At 46.7% G+C, this 20,858-nt stretch carries 14 protein-coding genes; 11 read left to right on the top strand and 3 right to left on the bottom strand.

Features of this window, described 5'->3' with window-relative positions:
- The first annotated feature begins 221 nt into the window (after window positions 1–221).
- From secA to TWT_RS00770, 8 genes are all read left to right on the top strand, one after another.
- A complete protein-coding gene (gene secA, locus TWT_RS00735) occupies window positions 222–2,765 on the top strand; it encodes a preprotein translocase subunit SecA (protein WP_011096100.1) in 2,544 nt (847 codons plus the stop codon).
- Between the two features lie 318 nt (window positions 2,766–3,083).
- Complete coding sequence (locus TWT_RS00740; RefSeq protein ID WP_011102372.1) at window positions 3,084–3,524, top strand: hypothetical protein; 441 nt, start codon at window positions 3,084–3,086, stop codon at window positions 3,522–3,524.
- A 144-nt stretch (window positions 3,525–3,668) separates the two neighbouring features.
- Window positions 3,669–4,433, top strand: coding sequence for an SAF domain-containing protein (locus tag TWT_RS00745; RefSeq protein ID WP_011102373.1), 765 nt, complete (start codon window positions 3,669–3,671; stop codon window positions 4,431–4,433).
- Between the two features lie 8 nt (window positions 4,434–4,441).
- Entirely contained in the window at window positions 4,442–5,224 is a 783-nt protein-coding gene (locus tag TWT_RS00750; RefSeq protein ID WP_011102374.1) for an AAA family ATPase, read from the top strand.
- A gap of 359 nt (window positions 5,225–5,583) precedes the next feature.
- A complete protein-coding gene (locus TWT_RS00755) occupies window positions 5,584–5,904 on the top strand; it encodes a hypothetical protein (protein WP_044143891.1) in 321 nt (106 codons plus the stop codon).
- Between the two features lie 127 nt (window positions 5,905–6,031).
- The gene (gene gcvP / locus TWT_RS00760) at window positions 6,032–8,938 is read left to right on the top strand and encodes an aminomethyl-transferring glycine dehydrogenase (RefSeq protein WP_011102376.1); all 2,907 of its coding nucleotides are present in this window, start codon (window positions 6,032–6,034) and stop codon (window positions 8,936–8,938) included.
- 209 nt (window positions 8,939–9,147) lie between these two features.
- Window positions 9,148–10,728 carry a peptide ABC transporter substrate-binding protein gene (locus TWT_RS00765; RefSeq protein ID WP_011102377.1) on the top strand — a complete coding sequence of 527 codons (1,581 nt, stop codon included), beginning with the start codon at window positions 9,148–9,150 and terminating at the stop codon, window positions 10,726–10,728.
- Between the two features lie 5 nt (window positions 10,729–10,733).
- Window positions 10,734–12,326 (top strand): peptide ABC transporter substrate-binding protein, encoded by a 1,593-nt coding sequence (locus tag TWT_RS00770; RefSeq protein WP_237696853.1) that lies wholly within the window; start codon window positions 10,734–10,736, stop codon window positions 12,324–12,326.
- Here TWT_RS00770 and TWT_RS00775 read toward each other — a convergent pair whose 3' ends face one another.
- Window positions 12,327–12,932 (bottom strand): energy-coupling factor transporter transmembrane component T, encoded by a 606-nt coding sequence (locus TWT_RS00775; protein WP_011102379.1) that lies wholly within the window; start codon window positions 12,930–12,932, stop codon window positions 12,327–12,329.
- Window positions 12,933–13,058: 126 nt separating this feature from the next.
- The gene (locus TWT_RS00780) at window positions 13,059–13,742 is read right to left on the bottom strand and encodes an energy-coupling factor ABC transporter ATP-binding protein (protein WP_011096109.1); all 684 of its coding nucleotides are present in this window, start codon (window positions 13,740–13,742) and stop codon (window positions 13,059–13,061) included.
- 154 nt (window positions 13,743–13,896) lie between these two features.
- On the opposite strand from TWT_RS00780, the gene TWT_RS00785 reads away from it, so the two are divergent.
- Genes TWT_RS00785 through TWT_RS00795 form a run of 3 tightly spaced genes read left to right on the top strand, consistent with a single transcriptional unit; the run spans window position 13,897 to window position 17,424 of the window.
- Window positions 13,897–14,832, top strand: a complete 936-nt coding sequence (locus tag TWT_RS00785; RefSeq protein WP_011096110.1) for an ABC transporter permease — start codon at window positions 13,897–13,899, stop codon at window positions 14,830–14,832.
- Window position 14,833: 1 nt separating this feature from the next.
- Window positions 14,834–15,799 carry an ABC transporter permease gene (locus TWT_RS00790; RefSeq protein WP_011096111.1) on the top strand — a complete coding sequence of 322 codons (966 nt, stop codon included), beginning with the start codon at window positions 14,834–14,836 and terminating at the stop codon, window positions 15,797–15,799.
- Entirely contained in the window at window positions 15,796–17,424 is a 1,629-nt protein-coding gene (locus TWT_RS00795) for a dipeptide ABC transporter ATP-binding protein (protein ID WP_011102382.1), read from the top strand. Before TWT_RS00790 ends, TWT_RS00795 begins: the two co-directional genes overlap by 4 nt.
- A gap of 3,123 nt (window positions 17,425–20,547) precedes the next feature.
- Here the strand turns inward: TWT_RS00795 and TWT_RS04795 are convergent.
- Window positions 20,548–20,739, bottom strand: coding sequence for a hypothetical protein (locus tag TWT_RS04795; protein WP_148224244.1), 192 nt, complete (start codon window positions 20,737–20,739; stop codon window positions 20,548–20,550).
- Window positions 20,740–20,858: the final 119 nt, after the last annotated feature.

Here is a 20,858-nt window from a genome sequence, read left to right on the forward strand (position 1 = left end):
TCCCACTTGGTGCATATCAATCACATAATCCATCATAGACACAGGCGATAATGCGCGCAAATAATAGTGCATGGAGAATGACGGAAGTGGCACAAACACAAGACCCGGTATGTAACCCTAAATTACCGCCTATGGCAATCAGATACGAAACGCTCCAGGAACACTTAGAGGACATAATAGAATGAAAGTTGTTGTTTCACCATTTGAAGGGGTAAGTTAATTTGTCGGTTAAATTGCTCGAGAGGATCCTGCGCGCCGGCGAGGGTCGCACCCTCAAGAGATTGCGTAATATAGCCCACACCGTCAATGCCATCGAGGACGAATATAAAGGCTGTACAGACGGTGAACTGCGCACTTTTGCTTTTGATCTCAAAGTTCGTCATCAGAATGGCGAGTCCCTTGACAGCATTCTTCCGGAAGCATTCGCAATGGTTAGAGAAGCCTCGTCTCGAACGCTGGGTCTTAGGCATTTTGATGTTCAGATTATGGGTGGTGCCGCGTTACACATGGGGTATATTGCAGAAATGTTCACAGGTGAAGGTAAAACTTTGGTTGCAACGCTCCCGGCTTTTCTCAATTCCCTCTCGGGTAACGGCGTCCATATAGTTACGGTGAACGATTACCTTGCTGGATATCACTCACAGCAAATGGGCAGGGTATACAAGGTATTGGGACTCGAGACCGGGGTTATTTTGGCTGATCAGGATCCCTCAACGCGTGCTCAACAATACAGGGCGGATATCACTTATGGAACTAATAACGAGTTTGGGTTTGATTATCTTCGGGATAACATGGCCTGGAGTTGCGCCGAGAGAGTTCAAAGGGGTCATAATTTTGTGATCCTCGACGAGGTAGATTCAATTTTGATTGATGAGGCAAGGACTCCTCTAATTATCTCCGGGTCGTCAAGTGGTGAAGTGAGCAGGTGGTTTGTTGAGTTCGCGGGTATTGCACGTGCGCTGACTGCCGGTGAGGATTATGATGTTGACGAGAGAAAACACACGGTTGGTGTTCTCGAGCCGGGTATAGCCAAGGTTGAGGATCTGCTTGGTATAAGCAATCTGTATGAGTCTGTTAACACCCCTCTTATATCGTTTTTGAATAACTCGATAAAAGCTAAAGAGCTTTTCAAGCGCGATCGCGACTATGTCGTGCTTGATGGTGAAGTGATGATAGTTGATGAACATACCGGTCGTATTTTGAGTGGGCGTCGTTACAATGAGGGGCTTCATCAGGCAATAGAGGCAAAAGAGGGCGTTGAAATCAAGGCGGAAAATCAAACACTTGCAACGGTTACTTTGCAAAATTATTTTCGTCTCTATAAAAAAATCTCCGGCATGACGGGCACCGCAGTAACAGAGGCCTCTGAATTCATGTCGACGTACAAACTGCCTGTTGTGTCCATTCCGACCAATAAGCCAAATATACGTAAGGACCATCCGGATGTCGTCTATAAGAATGAGCAGATAAAGTTCGAAAATCTTGCCGATCATGTTCGTGAATGTTACACTCGTGGCCAGCCAGTTCTGATCGGTACAACGAGTGTTGAAAAAAGTGAATATGTTTCGAAACTTCTTTCAAAGCGTGGGGTCAGACATGAGGTGTTGAACGCAAAGAATCACGCAAAAGAGGCCCGGATAGTGGCAGAGGCTGGCAGACTTCGTGCTGTTACTGTCGCAACCAATATGGCCGGCAGGGGTACTGATATCATCCTTGGAGGTAATCCAGAGGTCTTGACTGCGGTGGAATTGCGCAGAAAAGGCCTTGATCCATCAAAAGACCCCGAAAGATATGAACAGGCTTGGAGTTCAGCATTTCCGAAGCTGCATAGAAGAACCAGAGAAGAGGCCGAAAAGGTTATAGAAGCTGGTGGCCTTATGGTAATTGGCACAGAGCGGCATGAAAGCAGAAGGATAGATAACCAGCTTCGCGGGAGGTCAGGCAGACAGGGTGATCCGGGTGAGAGTCGTTTCTATCTTTCCCTAACAGATGATCTTATGAGGAAGTTTAATCCCGGGGCGGCATCGGCCCTTGCTGCACGGGTGCCCGATGACACTGCAATTGAGTCAAAATTAGTCAGTCGTGCAATACGGTCAGCTCAGGCACAGGTTGAGAGTTTAAATGCTGAAACTCGCAAAAATGTCCTCAAATACGACGATGTACTAAACCGACAGCGTGCGGCGATATACACCGACAGAAGCCGTATTCTGGAAGGCGGTGATATAGCAGACAGGGTACAGGCTTTCCTTTCGGACGCAATTGAGGAAATCATAAACAGTCATGCAGTTACGGCATGGGATTTTGACGCCCTGTGGGCCGACTTGAAGACAATCTATCCCGTTGGCATTAGCATAGAGGAATTGACAGATGAGGCGGGCGGAATGGGCAGAATAACACCAGATTTTGTTATGCGAGAGATTCTGTCTGATGCAAAATTCGCCTATGAAAAGCGCGAGAGCGAGATAGGCCCTGAGTCTATGCGTGATCTTGAGCGCAAGGTTGTTCTTTCCGTGATTGATAGATGTTGGCGTGATCATTTATACGAGATGGAATATCTGAAAGAAGGGATAGGCCTCCGCGCGATGGCTCAAAGAGATCCTTTGGTTGAGTATCAAAAAGAGGGCTTTGATATGTTTGAGGCAATGATGGGGCGAATTCGCGAAGAAAGTATCGGTTACCTGTTTAATATTGATGCCCAAGTAAGCTCCAATTCGCCGAGCGATGCAAGAAACCGCCCAATTGAGCATGACGATAATGCTGTCTAATGTAGTTGTTATCCATTATTTCCTGCGCATCTTCGGATTTTTGTCATAGGCATTTCTGTAGCCTTGATTGTTGGTTCTTTTGCCTGGCCAAGATTACGGAGTTGCCGGTGATATTACTTTGACATTACTGGGTCTGAAGGGGTATCGGCAACGCAAGCGCTCTTTATTTTTCAGCCTAATATGACCGCATCAAGCAGTTATATGAGGTAACAGCAGTGTGTAACAAAGGTGTCCTAAGATAAACCCGAGTTCAGATTGCCCCGTAATACCCTGTTTATAATCCGTATAACAGTGAGGTCTTTTTGTTAGCCTTCAGAAATGGAAGAAATTTATAATTTTCTGAATAACAAAACATTTGCTGAACACGTAAAAACCAATCTCGGACAGAATGCATTTATCTCTTCTGCGAAGCAGAATTTTTGCATAAAACTTGAAACATACGGGCAGAACTGGCTTGGCGGCCGCCCACTGCAATTGCCAACTTGCGTGAAATTTGTTGCAATTCTTTTTAGATCTATTAGCTGTATTGAATTTACGAATAATAATCCCCGTAAGACTGTTTCAGGTAGGTGTATTTCGATTCTTATGTTTTTAGAAACTTTGCGTGAACACTGCCGTCGCTGTCGCCTGCACACTCCGCATACGATTGCAGAGGGGGTTGTAACCGGGGTGCATAAGGATCATGTCCATCTTAAGAAGGATATTGATCACGAATTATTCTTCCCAATTTGTAATTTGATTGCAATTGAGCTTTTGTAATGGACTGTTGAAAACTGCTTGTATTCGAATTTCTTGATTGCACAATTTAATTTTTAGAGATTTTTGCATTGATATTGGTGAGATTCAAACTGAAGCGAGAATGCGCTCTTGAGTAGATTTCCCAGGTAATTCGAGAGAGGAAGTATGAAGATTCGATCCAAATGGTTTCCAGACACTCGTATATTGATCGGCCTTGCCCTAATTGCGGCATCATTCATCGGTGTTTTTTTTGTTATAAAAACAAATAATTCAAAATCTCAGGTGTATGTGGCAACAAGACCTCTCTCGATTGGTGACAAATTTGATGCCAAGCAATTTTCTATTGTCGAGGCAAATCTCGGCGCGAATCTTGATAAATACATCACCCCGGGCAGCCTACCGAACGCTGTTTTCAATCGACCAATTATGCCCGGGGAGTTTCTTCCGAAATCAGCACTCGTACCCGTGCTTGATAAGGATATTGTTGCGGTTGTGCTTCGCATAGCGGGAGATTTACCGGGTGATGTAAAAGAGGGTGATCTTGTTGATGTGTGGGCGGCGGTGAAAATAAAAGAGGAAGGCTTTTGGCAGTCTGAACTAATTGCAAAAACACTTAGGGTGAGTCGTGTCATTGTTTCTACAAGCCAGTTTGACCCCCGAGGCACAACAAAAGTTGAAGTTCAGGCCAGTAGAGACCGCCTGTCATACTTACTAAATGCAATTGCAAATCAGGATAAAGTATCAATTGTCAGGGCATCTCACAAAGAGATTGAGTTGCTTAGATCTGCCTCCACACCGCGTACCCTCGATGAACAAGACAAACAGAATGTTGGAGAAACACCTGATACTAATCCTCGCGGCCCGGATGAAAAAGATTCTAATTCAGAGAGCATACACGATTCAGAGAACATACACGAGGGCCACGAATAGACAATCTAATGGGTAAAACAATTGCTATATGGGGGCCGGCTGGGTCACCCGGGCGAACAACGCTGTCGATAAATATCGCTGCAACACTGGCTTCTTATGGCAAGAAAGTTATTTTAATTGACCTAGACACTTTTGGTGGGGTTGTCAGTATATATTTAGGGCTTGATGATCAGAAGTCTGGGCTGGCTGCTATATGTTACAGAGCTGACAGTAGGTCATTTACACCCGAAGATCTTTTAAATATCGCCATCAAGGTTCCGATCCGCGGAGGATTGTTCTATTTTCTAAGCGGTATTGCGCATCATTCCAGGTGGCCTGAAATCAATCAACCCTCACTACTTAGAGTAATAGGATCGGCAAAAACCGCATTTGATTATGTGGTTATGGATCTTAGTTTTGCACTTGACAGCGTTGGGCAGGACACTCGCGGCCGCCTAAATTACACCCTTATGGGTTCAGGTGATTTTCTGGTTATGGTCGGCCGCGGCGACCCTATTGGAATATGTCGTTTTATTAGGGCCTGGCCAGAGGTGCCAAAGGCACAAAATGGCAGATCGTTATCAATAATTCCCGTTATAAACATGGTCAGGCATACCGCTGTCGGGTCACGTCCCACCAAACAGCTGCGCGAAGTAATTTGTGAATACACGTCTTTTCAGCAGGTATGGCAGATCGATTTTGATCAACAGGTTTGTGATGCTCTCTTACTGCGCGGAAAAACTATTGTTGACTGTATGCAGAGCAGTTCTGTTGCAATGCAGATCGCCTCAATTGCACGGGTGCTTCAATAGGGTTTACTTACCCCCAAAGTACCCTATAATTATCACATGTCAGCATTTCACTCGAAATCCCCAGTATCTCCGCATGTATCTAGTGTTGTACCTACAACTAATCTCACATATAAACCTAATAGAGGAATATTCAAGGTAATAACACTCTGTCTAATAAAGACTCTCATAATAACACTCTGCACCCTGACATTCCAGACACAGACATATGCTGCCCAGATACAGACTTCAGGGGGGGGGGGACATACTCACTAGCCGAACAAGAACATAATAGGACAAGGAGAGGTGCCAATCTCTTTGGATTATTCGCTAGTGCTGTTGGCACAGCAGTCAAGACGAAGCTAAAAGAGCTAAAGAGCACAGTGCAGAGAAAAGGAAAAGAACTACAGAACACCATCACAAGGCCATTACAACAAGCTGTAGATAACACGGTACAGACCGTTGTAGCCCAAGCAGCGCAATCTGCCACACAGGCTGTCCAGTCACAGCCCGTACAGGCACAGGTGCAACAACTTACCAGCACAGCAACAAGCGCTGTAACCACTTTGGCTAATACTGTTCTAGATGACCTCCTGGGCAGAGCAAAGGAGACAGCCAAAACAGTCGGCTACTCCCTGCTAGGTGTGCTAGCTGCAGCACTAACAGGCTTTACCATCTTTGCCATTGTCAAATGGGGCAGATAAGACATACATCTCTAAGACCAATATTCAGATAAGACCAATATTCAGATAAGACCAATATTCAGATAAGACCAATATTCAGGGAGATTCCCATACACATATTTCCTGCCCACGCGATACACTGAGGTGTATGCATGAGAGGCATATCGGCCCAAGCCAAGAAGAGATTGATCACATGCTTGGCTTTCTTGGTTATAAGAGCCTTGATGATCTCATGAATGCTGCGCTTCCAAACGGCGTACAGTCGCCACCAGATATCAAGATCCCGTCACACGATGAGCTAACCTGCCTCACCCAGCTAGCAGCGTACGCGAAGATGAATCGGATAAAGACCTCGATGCTTGGCCAGGGGTTCTATAACTGTATTACTCCCGCAGTTATACGCAGAAATATCCTTGAAAATCCGTCTTGGTACACCTCTTACACGCCGTATCAACCTGAGATTTCTCAGGGTCGCCTTGAGATGCTGATCAATTTTCAAACCATGATTTGCGATCTAACCGGCCTGGAAATAGCTAATGCATCAATGTTAGATGAGGCGTCATGCGCCGCAGAGGCGATGCTTCTGGCAAAAAGAGTCTCTAGATCTAGTTCCAATAAGTATCTCGTTCATAACGGCGTATTTCCCCATATCCGAAGGGTTCTTGAAACTCGTGCTGATGCTGTTGGCGTGGAAATTGTGGATCTGCCCGAGGGTCAATCAATAGATTTTGACCATTTCGGTGTTTATGCACAATACCAGTCGGCTTCTGGTAAGTTGCTTGATTTGCGGCACCTGTTTTCTAGGTCGAAACGTGCAGGCGCAATTTGTGTTATCGGGTGTGACCTGCTGATGCTTACACTTTTCACAAGTCCCGGTGAGCTTGGTGCAGACATAGCATTTGGCTCAGCTCAGCGCTTTGGTATTCCGATGAATTTCGGTGGACCCTTGGCATCTTTCCTTGCGGCCCGTAAAGCAATGGAACGCTCTCTTCCGGGTCGGCTTGTTGGTGTTAGCGTTGATGCTGACTCGAACCATGCCTACAGACTGACTTTACAGACAAGAGAGCAACATATTCGCCGCGAGAAGGCAACATCGAATATTTGTACGGCAACCGTTCTAATGGCAATTGCCGCTGTGGCTTTTGCGCAACATCATGGCCCAAAGGGTTTGCGTGCAATAGCTCATAGGATAAACACGGTTGCTGTGGGTTTTGCCCGCCTCTTGAAGCAAACGGCTTTCAGGGTGTCATCCTTGGATATATTCGACACTATCGAAATAAACAATCCAACACAGCTTTGCGTCGAGGCTGAATCAAAACACGATCTCTTGTTCTGGAAAGTCGATGATAATAAACTCAGGATTACCTTTGATGAGGTAACAGCTAGACTGGACGGAGATTTGCCAGAGAGACTGTCAAAAGTCTTCGGCATATCCCCCGACAAGATTAGAGATCTTGGGTGTAATTACGATTCATGTGATTGTTCTTTTTATAGCGATTCGCAGCAGGCCCGCGAAGGCTTGAGTTCAGTTGCATCGCGCAATATTTCTGTTCATTCAGATCTCGCCCGGCATCCACTCAGGCGCTTTTCAGGTTATCTAAAACATCCTGTTTTCAATAACTACACTGGCGAGGTTGCTCTAATGCGGTATTTGAAGGCTTTGTCCGATAAAGACTTTGCCCTTGACAGGGGAATGATACCGCTCGGGTCGTGCACTATGAAGCTAAATGCGGCGTTCCAATTAGAACCGGTATTATGGCCAGAATTTGCAAATCTACATCCCTTCGCACCTCGAGGAGATGCTGACGGGACACTGCAAATAATCGATCAAATAGAAACGTGGCTTGCAAATTTAAGTGGATATGATGCTGTATCTTTACAACCCACCGCCGGCAGTCAAGGCGAACTCGCTGGGCTGTTGGCCATTCGCGGCTACTACAAGTCTTTAAACCTTGATCGGGATGTCTGCCTAATTCCTGCAAGCGCACATGGTACCAACGCGGCCAGTGCGGTTCTCGCTGGCATGCGCGTTGTTGTGGTTGCCTGCGATCAACAGGGCAATATAGATCTTGATGATCTAAGGCTTAAGGCGTCAAAAAACGCACATGCGCTTGCAGCTCTCATGGTAACTTACCCCTCAACACATGGGGTCTATGAGGACAATATTTCCGAGGTATGCTCTGTGGTTCACAAATACGGAGGACAGGTTTATGTTGACGGTGCAAATTCCAATGCCCTGATCGGATATCTGAGGACGGGTGATTTTGGCGGTGATGTGTCACATCTGAATCTTCACAAGACATTTGGCATTCCCCACGGCGGGGGTGGTCCAGGAATTGGCCCCGTCGTTGCCAAAGCACACTTGGCTCCCTTTTTACCCTTCAGGAACCGAGTGCATAAACCATCTACTGACTTACCTGCTGTGAAACATATGGGTGGGCCCATTGCGTCGAGTGATTACGGCTTTGCCGGCGCTTTGTATATCAGCTGGGCCTATATATTTTGCCTCGGCTCGCAGGGAATGAAGCGTTGCACTGCTGTTGCCGTTTTGGTTGCTAATTACATCGCAAAACAGCTTTCCGATACATTTCCGGTTTTATATACAGGGAAAAATAATCTTGTTGCGCATGAGTTCATTATGGACTTTAGGGAAGTAACAAGGGTAAGCGGAATTACGGTTGATGATGTGTGTAAACGACTTATCGATTACGGTTTTCATGCCCCGACAATGTCTTTTCCGGTTCCTGGAACCTTAATGGTTGAGCCAACAGAATCTGAGCCATTTTCTGAAATTCAGCGGTTCATAAAAACTATCCGTTCAATTCGGGCTGAAATCGACCGGGTAATAGACAAGACGTATGATCCAGATAATAACCCCCTGAAGCGCGCCCCACACACTCTGGAGCAGATTGCATCGGATAAATGGGATAGGCCATATTCACGGCGTACAGGCATTGTTTATACCTCGGGAAAGTACTGGCCCGCATCTGCGCGGATTGATAATGCATATGGTGATAGAAATATCTTTTGCACATGCCCTGATTTGCCGGATTAACATAACTCTTAGCCCTGATATAGGTTTTGGTATTACCATCCATGCACGTGCCAACAAATCTTCACCAGTAAATCCCCTAAAACAGACGATCGTGCATATCGTAGAGCTTTGTAAATCGCCTAAGCTAGTGGTACATCTGCAAAGCAAAATTTGTCTAAATGAAAAGTTTTGTGTAGGATCATGCACAAGATATTCGTTGGGGCGGGGGTATGCGTAAGGGATTTTCGAGGGTCTTTACTTTTACGGCAGTCTCAGCCGTGCTGTTTGTGACAGCATGTTTTGGTGGTAAGCCTACCGATTCGTATGTCAATGTGAATACGACTAAGATCAGCACAGGCCTGGTTCCCGCTAATTCCAATGAGCTGTCGGCTCACAGGATTCTCAGTATGCTTTTTTCTGGCCTTGTATATATTGACAAAGATGCGCGCATCCAAAACGAGGTTGCAAAATCCATAGAGACCGCAGACAATCGCGTGTGGACCATTACCCTGAGGGAGGATTTTAAATTCTCTAATGGTGAAAAAGTCACCGCGAAGAGTTTTGTTGACGCCTGGAATTTCGCGGCCAAGATTTCCAATGCAATGGGTAACCGTGATTTTCTGGGTAACATAGAGGGTTTCACAGAAAAGGGTGATACCGACCTGTCTGGGTTAAAAATTCTGGATGAATACAAGTTTCGCGTTATTCTAAAGAGCCCTAACCGGAATTTTGTTGCCAAATTGTCGTATTCAGTTTTTTGGCCGCTTCCGTCGGATGCGTATAAGGATATTCGGGCTTTTGGCTTGAAGCCCATCGGTAACGGCCCATACTCTCTTGTCAGTTTCACTCAGGATGTTGAGGCTGTGCTGAAAAAAAATCCTGATTACAAGGGGCCAAGGCAGCCTCGTAATTCGGGCCTCAGGTACAAGATATATTCCGATCCCGGGCCTGCGTATGCTGACGTTTTGTCTGATAGCTCTGATGTCACAGATATAATCCCACCGAATGCCCAGGAAAAGTTCCAGTCCGATTTTCCTTCTCGTTGGATTAGGCGTGAGATCGCGGCAACTATATACATCGCCATTCCTGGATACGTTGCGCATTTTGCTTTTGACAGGGAGGGAATCCTGCGCAGGAAGGCTGTTTCTATGGCAATTAACCGGCAGGATATAGCTGACAAGATTTACCACGGCGCCAGAGTGCCTGCGCGAGACTTTACTTCTCCGTCAGTGCTGGGGTACAAGGCCGGCCTGCCGGGCTCGGATGTTCTGAAATATGATCCTGAGCGGGCCAAGCAGTTATGGGCACAGGCTGACGCTATATCCCCTTGGGGCTCGGGTGTTTTGTATCTTAACTTTGCCGCTACCCGCGGCGATAAAGCCCTATTCGAAGCTTTGGCGAATTCCATAAAGAACGTTCTTGGTATAGAGGTGCAGGCCTATCCCAATACTGATTGGAAGGCAAATCTTCTGCATGGCCAGCAAACGAAGCAGCCTTTTAGAATTGGCTGGGCCGCTGACTGGCCGGCTATAGACACTTACCTTGGGTCGCTGTTTCATAGTCAAGCTTCTAACAATTATTACGAGTTTCGTAATGCGGAGTATGATTCACTGCTGGTCAAAGCCGCAGAGGCCTTGACCTTGCCGAAAGCTCAAGATTACTATGACAAACTGCAGGAAATTTTATTCCAGAATATGCCTGTTGTACCGCTTTTTTATGACCGCGGTGGTCTTGTCTGGTCAAAGAATGTCAGCAATGTTGAAAGCAACTGGGTTGGTATTCCGGTTTACTATCTGATAACGAAGGGATGAAATATATGAATTCTAGGTTCAAATTTTTTGCGGCTTTTGTCCCGGTCGTGCTATTCATGGCTGCGTGTTTCGGAGGCTCTCCTGGCGTTAAGGGTAAAGAGATGCGTTTTGGAAGTTGTGAACCGCAGACCGCTCTTTTACCGGGATCTGTGCGTGATGAATGTGGCTCGGGCATTGTTACGAATCTTTTCGTTGGCCTTGTCACGCGCGATCGTGAGGGCAATCTGATAAATGAGGTTGCAGAATCTATAGACACTCAAGACAATCTGACCTACGTGATTAAGGTAAAAAAGGACTGGAAATTCTCTAATGGTGAAAAAGTCACCGCGAAAAGTTTTGTTGACGCCTGGAATTTCACAGCGAAAAAATCCAATGCGCAGAGTAATCGTGACGACTTGAAATATATTGATGGGTATAGTGCTGATCTGGATGGTGACCTTTCGGGTCTGAAAATTACCGACGAATTCACATTTACCGTCAAGCTAAATAAGAAGCTGAATGACTTTTCTGAGCGGCTGAGCAATACTACTGCCTTTTTCCCGCTACCATCTGTTGCATATCAGGATATTAAAAAGTTCGGACAGAACCCAATAGGCAATGGGCCATACCTTCTGCACGATCGTCGTAAGAATGTTTCGTGGTCTTATCGCCCTAATCGTGATTATCACGGTTATGCATCTCAATTCCCAATCCCGCCTTCTGTTCGTGTTACGGTCTATCAGTCTGGATCCGCGAAATATGCTGACTATCTTGCCGGCAATCTTGATCTTGTTGATGTGCCGCAGGAGAATATCGAAACTTACAAACAAGATTCTGAAGGTCGGCATATAGAGGGCGTTACATCTGTTGTATCGTATGTCGGTATTACCGCCAACACCCCTGGCTTTGAACTGAATACTGAGGCTGGCAAACTGCGAAGAAGAGCATTGTCTTTGGCAATAGATCGGCAGGAAATGGGTGATAAGCTCTATCATGGGCTAAGATTCCCAGCCACGGGTTTCTTTTCCTCCGCATTTTTCCCGAATTATGCCGACTTACCTGGCTCCGATGTATTGAAGTTCAATCTGGAGAAAGCCAAGGAGTTTTGGGCCGAAGCAGAAAAGCTATCTCCGTATCCACGGCGCCAGATAGACTTCTTCTACAATGTGGATGGTGGCCATAAGATCTGGATCGATGCAGTTGTTAATCAGCTAAAGAATGGACTTGGTATAACCAATATTATTCCAAAACCCGTTCCAACCTTTAGGGAATTTCTTGATCTGGTTGACCAAGATGATTTCAGTGGCTTCTTTAGGTCCGGCTGGCAAACAGGTTATATTGCTGCCCCCAGTATTGAGACTTTGTTTACTTCGGACGGATCAAACAACTCTTCCCGTTACCGCAATCCGGAGTTTGATAAGCTCGCAGTGAGGGCGGTGGAAGCCAAAGCATCTGAATCTGCTTCCTTGTATAAGGAGCTTCTTGGCATCCTTCTTAAGGATTTACCACTTATTCCGCTTTTCGGCTATAAAGATGCCCTTGTCTATGGTAAGGATGTCAGGGGTATAAAACTGAATAAGCGAGGAATTGTTGACACCTCTGACATGATCAGGGAATAGTCAATCCTCAAATCCGCGTGAAGCGATTGCTGTTGCTATTTCCTGAGCCATATTAAGGCTTAGGACTGTAAATGGCAGGAAGATTGCGAGGGGCTTTTTTTGAATCCCCCTCGCAATCTGGGCTTCCCTAACCTGTGTGTGTAGGGTCAGTATTTCTGGCACAAATCGGACTGTCATTGACAGGGTTAAGCCGACCCTTTTTTGGTTTAACCCAAATACCCGAAGAGGCGTTGCCACAACAATAAAGAAGTTCAGGAATTCTGAGAATCGCGTTGTGCGGCTGACGGTGTATGCGCCAGCAAGCAGTGCTGACATCCTGAGTGCCGAGTAAGCCGCGTACTCTGCGCCTGAAAAAACAAGGTTTACCAGAGAAACAATCCCAACGAGAATAATCAGTTGCTTCATAAAGGCTACGGAGGCCCTGAGGAAGAACAAAAGGCTTGGGAGGAATAAGAGTAATAGATACACACCAGATATGTTGTACATAAGCACTCCGTAGACGGCAAGGCCAAGCAGTTTTACCGCCACAGGTGTTTTGGGTATCCTCCTGCCTACGTATTTCTGACCGTCTTTGTTATACTCTTTCACCTTCACACCGACCTTCACACCATCTCTTTAGGGCAATAAATCAGCACCATCATGGCGCCGCATCGTTGTTACTCAAATCTCGCTCAATTACTCAAGGTTCAATTACTCAAGGTCATTGCCAAAGATCCTTGTTTTATACGTTTTTCATGCGCTTTTACACAGCTCACGGTACTTCGCAATGGCATTTTTCGGAGGTCCATCATAGGCTACTTGTCCTTGGTTCATTAATATCACCTGGTTACAGGTTTGTATCAAATCAAGATTATGGCTGATTGTAATAATCTGTTGGGGTAACGTGTTTACAATCTCAGACAGTCTATTGAAGCTCATAAGATCCAAATATGTTGTTGGCTCATCAAACACCAAAACCTTGGGCTTTGTGACAAGAATCGTCGCCAGGGCAACCATTTGTTTTTCACCGCCGCTCAGCTGGTACGTGTTACGCCCTAACAAATTCTGTATTCCAAGCATCACGGAGACCTCTTCTATGGCGGACTCGATGTTTTGAATCCCCATGTTTTTCAGTCCAAACTTCAGATCTTCTCGCACCTCTGGCATGACAAGTTGGGTTTGTGGATTCTGAAATACGAACCCAACCATCCGCCTAATTTGTTTTACGGTTTTCTTATTTACCTCAATCCCGTCAACCTTGACACATCCATTAGACGGAAAGTGTAGGCCATTTATAAGCCTCACAAGGGTGCTCTTACCAGAGCCATTTACACCTATTATGCCAATCCTGTGCGCACTGAACACCAGGTTTATCTCTCGCAGAATTTTACAATCGTCAATTTCTAGGCTTACATTACTGAATTCTATGGCTATCATACTGGTGACCCTTCCACAATTTTTGGGCAACTGGGTTGCTATATCTCTAAATATGGTACAATGCAGGAAACGCGTTTAGAGCCTCATAGCTGTGTGGCCCGCGCGGTTTTGTTTTGTTTCGCCGTTGAGCTGTGTGAAACCGTGGAGGTGTGTTTTGGGGCGCTATGTCTTGTTCCGGCTCCTGCAGTTTGTTCCGGTGTTCGTTGGTGCGACATTCCTGATTTATCTTCTTGTATTTCTCATGCCTGGGGATCCCATTGCTGCACTTTTCGGTGATAAAAGGCCGTCGCCTGATGTTGTTGCGGCAATTCGTGAGCAGTACAACCTTGATAAACCGTTCATTGTCCAATATTTCATTTGGTTTTCTGGCATACTCACGGGCAATATGGGTGTTACATTTTCTGGCCAGAGTGTAACCGAGGTTCTGGGCAGTACAATTCCAGTCAGTGCGCAACTTGGGTTTATGGCCCTTGTTATACAACTTCTTCTGGGTCTTTCGGTTGGCCTAATAGCTGGGCTGCGGCCGTATAGATTATTTGACACAACGAGCACTCTGTTCTTACTTGCCCTTGTTTCAATACCATCTTTTGTGCTCGCATTTTTGCTTCAGTTTTTTATAGGAATTCAGCTTCGTCTTCTGCCTGTAACGGTCGGTGGTGACACCAGCTTTTATCGAATGCTTCTGCCCGCATTCTCGCTCGGACTTCTCGGTATGGTTGGGTATGCCCGAGTTTTTAGGGGTGAAATCCTCAAAACCCGCGCACAAGATTTCGTTAATTTCGCTTACAGTAAAGGTCTCTCCAAAGCCCGGGTTATTTTCGGTCATATAGTCCGCAATAGCCTCCTAGTTGTTGTGACTCTAATTGGTTTTGATTTGGCAGGTCTAATCGGCGGTGCGATTATAACTGAAGGCATATTCAATGTCCCAGGGGTTGGCAATGTGTTCTACCAGGCGACAATTCGCGGAGAGGGTCCAACGATTGTTTCGTTTTCTGCAGTTTTTGTAATTGCCTTTATGCTTGCGAATCTCTTGGTTGATATCAGTTATTCCTACATCGACCCGAGAATAAGGCTGTCTGGAAGAAAATAAAGTGAGCAATAATAAATCCCTTGATGGCTATGCCAATCCGGTCGAGCATTATGTTGCCCCGTTTGACGAGGATGATTTTTCCGCACCCCCGGATACATCTGTTGGCAGACGTGCTTCCAAACTGCGCGATATATGGGTTTATCTCAGGCGCAGGTTTGCATTCTGGTTTTCTGTAGTTGTGCTTTTTACCCTCACCCTTGCTGCTCTTTTTCCGGGGCTATTTACACGTGTTCCGCCGAACAGCGATTGTTATTTGAAAAATTCGAACGGCGGACCAACAGGCGAGCATATTCTCGGGTTTACAAAACAGGGGTGCGATGTCTTTTCTCGCATAGTGCATGGCGCCTCGACATCCCTATCGGTTGGGCTACTTACCCTTGCATTTGCTTTGGCAATAGGGGTTACGATCGGTGCCCTCGCTGGATTTTTCGGTGGCTGGGTTGATGCAATTATTTCGAGGGCTGCTGATATATTCTTCGTTATTCCGTTTCTTGTTGCTGCAATCGTTGTTATGAGTGCGTTTTCGTCATTCCGTAGTGTTTTTACAATTGCACTTGTTCTTGCAGTCTTCGGCTGGCCCGGGACAGCGCGTTTGGTAAGAAGTGAGGTTTATAGAGTAAAAAACCTTGAGTTTGTTTTGGCCGCTCATTGCTTGGGTCAAAGAAAATGGGGTATTTTGATGAAACATATAATCCCGAATTCCCTAAGCCCTATCTATTCCCTTGCCGCTATCAGTGTTGGTTATGCCATTATCTCCGAGACTGTGCTTTCTTTTCTTGGCCTTGGTCTTCCATCAAATGTGATGAGTTGGGGTAATGATATAGCGTCTGCACAGCCTGATTTACGCAATAACCCCATGACTCTTTTCTGGCCCTCTTTGGTCCTGTCCGTCACGGTACTTGCCTTTACACTTCTTGGCGATGTAATACGCAAAGCCAATAATCCAGCTGAAAGATCCAAGGGATGAATACGGTTGAGCCCCCACTTCTGGATGTTAGAAATCTACAGATCGAATTTTCTACACCTACCCGCGCAATAAAGGCCGTTGATGGCGTCAGTTTTACCCTTGAAAAAGGTGACACGCTCGCTGTTGTCGGTGAGTCGGGTTCTGGAAAGTCAACCCTTGCACATTCTGTAATAGGTCTCTTGCCGGGTACGGGAAGAATCACCGAGGGGCAAATAAATTATGCCGGGCGGGACCTTGTAAAGTTGTCCCAGAAACAGCTCGAGGGCGTCCGCGGACATAATATAGGTTTTGTTCCACAGGACCCGATGCAGAGCCTTAATCCTGTTCTGCGAATCGGCGCTCAGGTAGAGGAGGCCATTCGCGCAAATGCGCTTGCATCAGATAATAAAGAGATCAGAAAGTTGGCAATCCAGGCTCTAGAGAATGCGGGTTTGCCCAACCCCTCTGACAGAATACGCTCATATCCGCACCAACTTTCAGGTGGCATGCAACAAAGGGTGTTGATCGGTATAGCGCTTTCCTGTCACCCAGGTCTTCTTATCGCTGACGAGCCAACAAGTGCATTGGATGTAACAGTTCAGAAGGTTATCCTTGATCACATAGCTGAGCGTACTTCTTCTCTCGGCACTGCCGTTATGCTGATTACGCACGACCTTGCCTTAGCTGCTGAACGGGCGAGGCGTCTTCTGGTTATGTACAAAGGAAAAGTAGTTGAACTGGGTTCATCTGAGGAGATTCTAAAAAACCCTCGCCATCCTTATACCAAGAAATTACTGGGCGCAGCTGCAAGGGCACGACGCTCTCCCCTTAGGTCGAAAGAGCAAGACACTGCCCCTCCTGCAGTTGTTGTAGACAGTCTGGTAAAAAGATATCCAATACGGTCAGGGACCTTTAGTACCTCACTTCTTACCGCTGTTGATGGCGTGAGCTTTTCGATTCCCAGCGGGTCTACGGTTGCTCTTGTCGGTGAGTCGGGTTCTGGCAAGTCCACTATCGCAAAGATAATTCTTGGGTTTGAAAAGCCGACGCGGGGGACTGTAACCATAGCCGGTGTTAATACAAGCTCGCTATCTGCATCTGGCTTGCGCCGTATGGCTGCGAGGATCCAGCCGGTATTTCAAAATCCGTATGGCAGCCTGGATCCGCTTCGCAATATTGCATCAATTATTTCTGAGCCTTTGAGTATCCATAAGGTTGGAAACAGGGCCAGCCGTAAAGCCCGCGTTGTGGAGCTTCTTGACCAAGTCGCACTGCCGCAGTTTATTGCGACTCGTTATCCCGGTGAGTTGTCTGGCGGTCAGCGCCAGAGGGTTGCAATAGCCCGTGCTCTAGCCCTAAAACCAGAGATAATGATTCTAGATGAGGCGGTCAGCGCTCTGGATGCTCTTGTTCAGTCGCAGATCTTAGATCTTTTGGATAGCTTACAGAAACAGCTTTCGGTTAGTTATCTATTTATCACACATGATCTTGCTGTTGCACGGGCTATCTCTGACTTTGTGTGTGTTATGCACCAGGGCAAGCTGGTTGAACAAGGCCCGGCTGAGCGTATCTTCAACAATCCGGAGAGTAAGTATACAAGGACTCTTTTGGAGTCGATACCTGGACGCCTGTTTTCTTGGGGTTGAAGTGCATTCTGTGTATAGTTAGCCTGTTATTCGTTTGCCGCATGGCTGCGTTATGTCCGTATTATGCCGTTGGTCTAGCAAGCGTCTGTGCAGATGTAAGAGTGTATAGACAGCACAGCCTGTAACCCATACAGTCACACACCGTACAATCACACACTGCACAAGCTGTAACCCGTGCGCCACCTACTGCTCAAGCGCAACCTGTAACCCCCGTTGTATAACAGGTAACTTATTCAGTAAAACCTGTAGCCCATCCTTGCAAGAGCTGTATACATTACACCAACCATATTGAAGTCAGGCCATATATAAAGTCAGGCTGTGATCCAGATCGCCACATATCCTTCATGCAACTACGTTGCTTACTTACATAAGTGCTGGTAGGGGCAGTGTACCAAGTGTTAATCCTGTGACTTTACAAGATACCAGACTCACAACCCTTCACAGATCTAAGAGAGCTGCCCCCAGGCAATCATCCGGAGGCTTCTTGGGCGGCCTACTAGGTGGTCTAGGCAGTGGCCTAGGCAATATCGTAAGCAGTCTCGCAGGCTCGAGTACTACAACATCTCTATATGGCACAGCGCAATCCATCGCACAGCAAGGCACCGCACTCCAGTCCAAACAAGCCAAGGTTTCCTTGGTCTTGCAGGCGCCCTACTACCCACTGCAGTAACAACACTGGTTAGTATCTGCCCCATACAATCACCCAGAGACCTCTGGGGCGACCTATTCAGTGCCGCAGGCAGTGCCATAACCAATATCCTGGGTGCATCTCTATCTAACCAAGCCACAGGTGTATCTATAAGTCAGAGTAGTATAACTATTACACCCAGCGCAAGAGGTTCTCTATCTGGCTATATAGCTACGTCCATAAATGTATACAGATACACCCATAAATGTTATATATGGCAGATGCTACATATGTCTAAGTATCAGTGAATACCTGAGCCAGATACCAACCCCACAACCCATCACAGATCTAAGAGAGCCACCCGCACACGATCACCCAGAAGCATCTTGGACAACCTACTCGGTAGCCTAGGTGGACTCCTGGGTACTACACCATCTCTATCTGCCACAGCGCAATCCATCGCACTCAAGTCCACAACAAGCCAAGGTTTCCTTGGTGCTGTTGCAAACGCCGTCCTACCCACCGCAGTAACAACACTGGTTTATGCCTACAATGACTGTTATCTATACCATGAGTATGAAGAAGAATCCATTACCCCCAGGCCTTACCCTAAACACAGGTACAACACCAGAGATGTACTGATTTCACCACAGAGTTACCTGTAACCCCACCCGCATTACCGGTAACCCGTAACAGAATTACTGGCAACCCCCGCCGTGTTACCTGTAACTCACACCTGCGCGACTTGTAATACAGCCGGTAACCACAAACATATATCCGGGCATGTGGTGGGCAAAGACCATCACATGGCTGCACGATACTTCACACAAATTCACAACCCCACAACCCCTCACAGATCTAAGAGAGCTGCCACCAGGCAATCATCCGGAGGCTTCTTGGGCAACCTATTCAGTGGCATAGGCGGACTCCTGGGTACTACAGCATCTCTATCTGCCACAGCCCAATCCATCGCACAGCAAGGCACCGCACCCCAGTCCAAACAACCCAAGGTTTCCTTGGTGCTGTTGCAAACGCCGTCCTACCTGCCGCAGTAACCGACGTGGTTAGTAGAGCCACCCCACACGATCACCCAGAGGCCTCTTGGACGGCCTAGGCAGTATCATAGGTGGATTCGCAGGCAGTGCCATAAGCGGTATCGTAGGCGGACTCCTGGGTAGATCACCAGAATATATGGCATGTCATAACCGTAGGTGCATCTAAGTGCATAAATTCAGCGAAACAAACCTATATACACCCACATACAACATAGGAAACCCCAGAACTCTCACAACACAAACATACACAAGAACATACTATGGTCTAATAATGCAGGATATTGCACTAGATGATGCACCAACCAACTTTCCTGTCAAAGCTATACCTAACTACTATGACTATAGTTTCAAGAACAAACTCTCTCATCGAGTAACCCTGTGGAACTACACAGGCACAACCCGCATCCCACCCAGGTACGTCCCATACAGTTACTTTGTGGAACTACACAGGCTCTGGCAGAGGCACAGTGCCGTGGATTGATGTGCATATCTGGAAGAGATAATAGATACACAACCTCTCACAGATCTAAGAGAGCTGCCACACAATCACCCAGAGGCCTCTTGGACAACATAATCGGTGGCCTAAGCGGAGTTGCAGGTTATATCGCGATCAGTGCCGCGACCGGTATCGCAAATTACCTCTTTGGTACAGCACCATCTCTATCTGGTACAGCCCAATCCATCGCACAGCAAGGCACCGCACCCCAGTCCAAACAACCCAAGGTTTCCTTGGTGCTGTTGCCGGCGCCGTCCTACCTACCGCAGTAACCGACGTGTAAACTAACTCTATAAACCAACGTGGTTATAAGGTAAATCATCCGGAAGCTTCTTTGGCGGCATACTCGGTAGCATAGGCGGATTCTTGGGTTTATCACCATCTCTATCTGCCACAGCCACAGGTGTATCTATAGGTCAGAGTACTATAACTATTACACCCAACGCAAGAGGTTCTCCTATATCCTCTTATACGGTTCCTAATACAACAGAAACAAGTCCAACTGGATGCTGTATCTGTAGGTGTGCCAAGTATCAATTATGTGACTTCGACTTTGTCAAATGGCAGTAAGACATTCCTATACCCCACAGATCAATTAACCCAATCACCTTAACTACATCACCTTAACCAAGGGTGGAGCAGGTTATTCACCAAACCCAACATCTGCACCCATTACTGTTATCTATACCATGAACACGGGAGGCAAGAATACCTTACCCCCAGGCCTTACCCTAAACACAAGTACACAGATGTACTAACTGCAGTAATAGAGTAACTGGTAACTCACAACCGGTTACCTGCCACACGCACATCCGTTACATGTTACCCATGTAACTGGTAACCCCAGGTGCAACCATAACCATTGATACAACAACACCTTATATTAAGGCAGGTGATGGCAGAGATCATCATATGGCAGCGTACCTCACGCGGCTACACGACACTTAGACTGCAACAACCCTTAACAGATCTAAGAGAGACACCACCAGGCAATCATCCGGATACTTCTTTGGCAGCATAATCAATGGCATAGGCAATGCCCTAGGCGGACTCACAAACTCCCTCTTTGGTACAGCACCATCTCTATCTGCCACAGCCCAATCCATCGCACAGCAAGGCACCGCACTCAAGTCCACAACAAGCCAAGGTCTCCTTGGTGCTGTTGGTGGCCTCCTACCCACCGTAGTAACAAGTCTGGTTGATGCCTACAATGCTTTTTACTCTGCAGCACATAATTCAGATGCATGTTATGACT

It is taken from the genome of Tropheryma whipplei str. Twist (genome assembly GCF_000007485.1).
Taxonomy (GTDB): Bacteria; Actinomycetota; Actinomycetes; order Actinomycetales; family Microbacteriaceae; genus Tropheryma; species Tropheryma whipplei.